4 protein-coding genes and 1 riboswitch are annotated in these 5,364 nt (G+C 45.4%); of the genes, 2 read left to right on the top strand and 2 right to left on the bottom strand.

The genetic code is table 11. The features are described from left to right. Positions 1-96 precede the first annotated feature (96 nt). On the bottom strand, positions 97-1,806 hold the full coding sequence (locus L2082_RS18200) for a C10 family peptidase (protein WP_446010648.1): 1,710 nt from the start codon (positions 1,804-1,806) through the stop codon (positions 97-99). Positions 1,807-2,057: 251 nt separating this feature from the next. Next, positions 2,058-2,135: riboswitch (cyclic di-GMP riboswitch) on the bottom strand. 593 nt (positions 2,136-2,728) lie between these two features. Here L2082_RS18200 and L2082_RS18195 point away from each other — a divergent pair. Continuing rightward, complete coding sequence (locus tag L2082_RS18195) at positions 2,729-3,004, top strand: hypothetical protein (RefSeq protein ID WP_446010649.1); 276 nt, start codon at positions 2,729-2,731, stop codon at positions 3,002-3,004. A 299-nt stretch (positions 3,005-3,303) separates the two neighbouring features. Here the strand turns inward: L2082_RS18195 and thrC are convergent, their stop codons facing one another. Beyond that, entirely contained in the window at positions 3,304-4,698 is a 1,395-nt protein-coding gene (thrC, locus tag L2082_RS18190; RefSeq protein WP_446010650.1) for a threonine synthase, read from the bottom strand. Positions 4,699-4,996: 298 nt separating this feature from the next. Between thrC and L2082_RS18185 the strand changes: the two genes are divergently transcribed. Beyond that, positions 4,997-5,278: a hypothetical protein gene (locus tag L2082_RS18185; RefSeq protein ID WP_446010651.1), complete on the top strand. Its 282-nt coding sequence runs from the start codon at positions 4,997-4,999 to the stop codon at positions 5,276-5,278. The last annotated feature ends 86 nt before the right edge of the window (positions 5,279-5,364 follow it).

Genomic DNA, 5,364 nt, shown 5'->3' with positions numbered 1-5,364 from the left:
GCATTTTTTTTGCAGAGAGTATTGACCCAAAACGTTTGATATGTCAAACACGAATAAAAAATGTTTACGAAAATATTTTTGTTCAACTATGCTATTTCAGCATTTGAGAGGGGTTCGGGAATTGCTGGCTTCGCTCCAGTTATAATACTCTTCATCGTCACAGCGTTGCCAATCTCGTCCTTGCCAACTCACCACCTCCGGCCCAGGCAAGCCTCTGTCGGCACAGGAGAAAGTTTCAGGTGCAGAGGTGCGGGAACCACCGATTATTGCCGGGAGAAACAGGGGCCATGAAAAGTTGCCTATAGGAGGGGGATTGACCGGAGTACATTGAATGGACTTAGGGCTGTTGTTCAGTAAAGGATTAGTGCCGCCTTGATCGTCAAGGGCATAGACATAGATCTGATGGCTCTGTCCATCTTTCAGACTTTCGGGAGTAGCGAAAGAAAAACCGTGATTCTTGTCATCGTAGGGCAGATCGCCACGATAAACATCAGCTGAGATGCCGCCTATAAAGGTTCCCGTGCCAGCAGGACCGTCCACATAGAAATGAATATTGATGGGGTCGGTGATATCAGGATCTTTAGCCCAACCGGAGAAGGAGCTGCAGCCCGCACTGTCGAAGTACCCGACAGGAGGGTCATTGATATCAGGTGCAATACCAACAACAGCGGCTTGACTATCTGAATAGTCATGACTTCCCGGAGTAAGGTCATTGAGATAAAAATATTCATCCTGATAGGAGCCATACCAACCCCAATTGAAATGGAAATAATCAGAACCAGAATACCCATCACAGACAAACGCATGCCCACCTCCAGTATATATGTCAGACCCTCTGTATATCACAGGGCGATCATTATTGATCTCTTCCCTCAAAAGAGCTGTCCAATCATCTCCTGAATAATCAGACTTCCGAACATAAGAAGCTGTATCATTATAGTTGAAATACGTTTTCAGTGCCGTGGCTGTCGCACCAGTCGATGCCCCCGAGCCGCTCGGCCCGTAGTCCATCTCCACCGAAACACCGACATGATATAGCAATTCTGCAACATCCGAATCATAATCAGATAAAGAATCAGGCATAGAATCCCAATCATATGTCGTAGAGCCAAAGTTGGCAGACAAAGTTCCATAGGTGGGATGAGAATATGAATGAGAACCGGAACCAGTTTCCGGGAAGTTATGATATTTCATCACCTGCGCCATAGCAACCGCAACACATCCTACTAAGGCATGATCATCCGGGCCGTCATAATCCACTGGGCAGTAATCATTATAATATGTACTCTGTCCCCATTCCGTTGACAAAAGAGGCCCTGCACTTGCGGTAGCCAGATCTCCTTCTGCAACTGCTGAAAAATCATCAAGGGCAAAACTATCGGCACTGACATTAAAATGCCTCCATGCTGCTTCCGCTTTTGGCAAAGGAGCATTTTTTGCTTTGATTGCGCTGGAGATATCCTTTTTGACACCTTCCATCCATTCTTCAAACTGAATCGGACGGTTCTGCTCAGAATAGGTTCCTGTAGGGGAAAAAGCAATGACAGGATAGGCCACGTCATCACCGGACACAATCATCCATCCTCCCTGAGGAAAAGAGATGATATAATAAAGATTCGTCGCTGTCCCGGCTAATTGAATAGTAGCTTTCTTCTTGGTACTAACTTTATCAACTTTTTTGCCCCACTTTTCCAAAGCCCAATTTTTGGCAAAGTGCTTTACGTTCTCTTCCTTGACAGGTTTGGCAGCTACATTATGAACAGCGAACAGGACGGAAAAAAGTATGGCAACAAGTGTTTTATTCATCGAATTCCTCATTGTCATCATGGGCCTCTACCCACCGCTCAAGCAGAGGACTATGTTTGTATCGAAAAAATTATTACCCTGACAAAATTAACATATTGCAACGCTGCCCGACAAAAAAATATTTGCGATCTTCCATGTCCTGCGCTACTATCGTTAAACTGGGGTCAGACCAGGATTAACGTGCCGATAAAGCTAAAAAAGGTACTTGAATGGAATAAAGAACTCATAACACACCTCCGGTACAGGTAAAAGCAGGCAACCCGGCTGTCTCTTCAGAGAGACCCGTGGCTTTCCGACACCGCCTCACGACGGTTGTGGCTTTATCAACTTTCTGATTCCGCAATATCCAGAAAGCGAGTTATATGAAGTGAAAGAACCTGCTATAAAAACATCATGCAAATTAATTAATCAAAACAAAGCATAATACATGCCATCCTTAAAGAAGGAAATTCATTACCGATAAAGAGAAATCGCCGGATATGCAATATGCTTTGAATTATTCGTTTTTTACCATTTAATACTACATAAATAATAATCAATGTAAACAATGATTTATTCTCAATAGTACTAAATTGGATCTTTTTTATACACAGCACTCCATTATAAAACAAAAAAATGTACTTTTACGGTATCACAGCCCCGTTTTCAAACTGCACAGCCTGCTGGTTTGAGAGGTATATTAATGGCTCGAATTCCAAGAGCACTCTTTGTGAGCAGGAAAAGAAACATAACCGCTTTTTCTTCTTGCAATTTCCAGCAACAAGAGCTAATCCTTTAATTCTGTTCAAGGAAGGGTATCCATTGCGGCTTTTGCAGGGGAAAATCCCTTGAAGGTGAGCGCAAACGCCCCGGAAGCGATCAGTAACGCATATTTTGCCGTTTAAATCAAGGCAATTCACACTTGAATCAGGGCAATTTCAATTTGAATCGACCCGATTTCAATTTCAATCGGGTCAATTTAAATGTAAATCAGGGCAATGTAAACTTCAATCAAGGCGATTTAAATGTACATCAGGCCGATTCACGCTTCAATCGGAGCAATTTAAGTGTACATCGGATCAATTCACACTTAAATCGGGCCATTTTAAACGTTAATCAGGATGATTTAAATGCAAATCAGGCCGTTTTAAATGGCAATCGGGATGATTTAAACGTGCTTTTTATTGCAGAAAATAAAAAATATCAATACGATGCTTAATGTAAGCGTGTAGGTGGAGTACAGGCCGAACAGAAAAACAGATATCAGAGCAGGGAGGTTTGAAATTGGAATACCGGGTCATTGCCATTAACAAGGCAGGTGAAGGTGAACCGAGCAATACCGTGACAGCGGTATTATAACAGAAAAGATTTGAACAGCGGATTCGGCAGGTGTCCCTGAAAAGAGCCTGCAACAGCCCCTCTTGATTCTGCTCAATCCGCTGTCGCACTTCATCAAGCACCGGTTCTTCCCATTGCCCGTCCTCATTGTCGTTGTTGTGATGGCTGTGTGAACATACCTCACTCCTTCAACGCATTTGTCTCCACATACTTCCGAATCAAAGCAGCATCGGCATCAAGGATCTCGCAGCGGCTTTCCTTCCCTGCCAAGCCAGCCAAAGCAGGTGGCAGCTCCACCTCATTCCCGGTAGCCTTTTTCACCGCCTCACCGAATTTAGCTGGATGCGCCGTAGCCAGGCAAACCACAGGTCGATCACCCTTGAGTTCCTCAGCTGCCCGCACACCCACTGCGGTATGGGGATCAAGCAGATAGGCATGCTCTTCAGAATATTTGCGGATAGTGGCAATGGTCTCTTCCTCAGACACAGAATGAGCGGCAAAGTCATTGCCAGCCTGCTCTTTAAAGGCAGACAAATCCATACGGCCCGTGGCAGCAAAGGTCTCCATATCTGCCTTGACCCTGGCGCCGTTCTGCCCATGCAGATAATAAAGATAGCGCTCAAAATTAGAGGCAATCTGGATATCCATTGATGGGCTAAAGGTCGGGGTCACCTCACCAGCAATAGAATAATCCCCCTGATTGACAAATCGGGTCAGGATATCATTGGAATTGGTGGCCAAAATCAGGCGGTTAATGCAGTCCTTGGGCAATAACTGCTTTGCCACATAGCCAGCAAAGATATCGCCGAAATTACCTGTGGGCACAGAAAAGTCCACTGCATCAAAACCCTGCTTGCGCAGCTTGAGAAAGGCAAACACATAGTAGACCACCTGAGCCAGTACTCTTGCCCAGTTAATGGAATTAATTGCACCCAACTGATACTGGTCCTTAAACTCCAGGTCACTAAAGAGTCCCTTGACAATAGCCTGGGCATCGTCAAAGGTACCGTTCATAGCAAGATTAAAGACATTGGCATCCCTGACCGTGGTCATCTGAAGGGCCTGGATCGGGCTGGTGCGTCCGTGCGGGTGAAGAATAAAAATATTCATTCCCTTCTTTCCCCGCACCCCGTAAATAGCAGCACTGCCAGTATCACCGGAAGTTGCTCCGATGATGTTCATAAAACCGCCGCTTTTTATCAGTTCGTACTCAAAGAGATTACCGAGCAACTGCAAGGCCACGTCTTTAAAGGCCAAGGTCGGGCCGTGAAAAAGCTCCATAATATAGAGATCCCCGGTCTTGCGCACTGGCGTGACCTGGGGATGACGAAACGAGCTATAGGCCCGTTCAACCAGACCTTCCAGATCAGCCCGTGGCATATCCCCGGAAAACAGATCCAACACTTCCAGGGCAAGTCCCTTATAATGAAGGTTCTGCCAGGCACCTAACTTCTGGGGTGATACAGAAGGCAGGGTTTCAGGAAGGAGCAGTCCTCCGTCCCGGGCAAGGCCCATCATAACGGCCTGATCAAACTCTATGGGTTCTATCCCGCCCCGAGTGCTGATATATTTCATTATTTCTTCCAATCAAAAAAGATTTACGTTCTACCTACTCAGCAGGAGGTCTATAAACAACAGAGGGAATTCTACAGTGTATCCGATGGATGTCAAATATTATCTCTGCAATAATGCTCCTCCCCCTACCCTTGCAATAGAGAAAAAAGAACAAAAGAGTTCGCTCCCCCATCCCTCTATGTTATGATTACAGAACATAAGATATTCCCCTGTCGTTGGCATACCTGCTTTTCGTTCCTGGTACCAGCGCAGATACCATGCGTCTCTTTTACTTTACCTGACACTGGAGCCTATCTTTATGCATCTTGATAAACACAGAGCCATCTCATACTGTGGATTCTTGCGCTGTCATGATCTTATCCCGGAGCTTCAAGACAATGCTCAATATCGTAACGTCTTTTATCCACTCTGGATGGGTAATTGGCTTACAGACATGAATCAAGCCACAGCCTTTTTTGCCTTTCTTCCTCAACAGGAACAACCCGGCCTTATGCAATACTGGCTCTCTTTCCTGAAAAAACTGCATACGCTATTTCCTGATGATCAATGGTTGAACAGGCCCCTGACAGCCTTTCTGTAAAATGGACATAAGGCGCAATAACCCGACAGCCCTCAGGTTGGAGGCTCTCTCAGGCTCACGTTAATCAGCTTACCGTTACGTTGTAT

The sequence above is a fragment of the Candidatus Electrothrix sp. genome, assembly GCF_052785085.1.
This window is presented reverse-complemented; position numbering and strand designations above follow the sequence as displayed.

Coding starts and splice junctions, on each gene's coding strand:
- L2082_RS18200 (WP_446010648.1), bottom strand. CDS start 1,806: ATGAATAAAACACTTGTTGCCATACTTTTTTCCGTCCTGTTCGCTGTT.
- thrC (WP_446010650.1), bottom strand. CDS start 4,698: ATGAAATATATCAGCACTCGGGGCGGGATAGAACCCATAGAGTTTGAT.
- L2082_RS18185 (WP_446010651.1), top strand. CDS start 4,997: ATGCATCTTGATAAACACAGAGCCATCTCATACTGTGGATTCTTGCGC.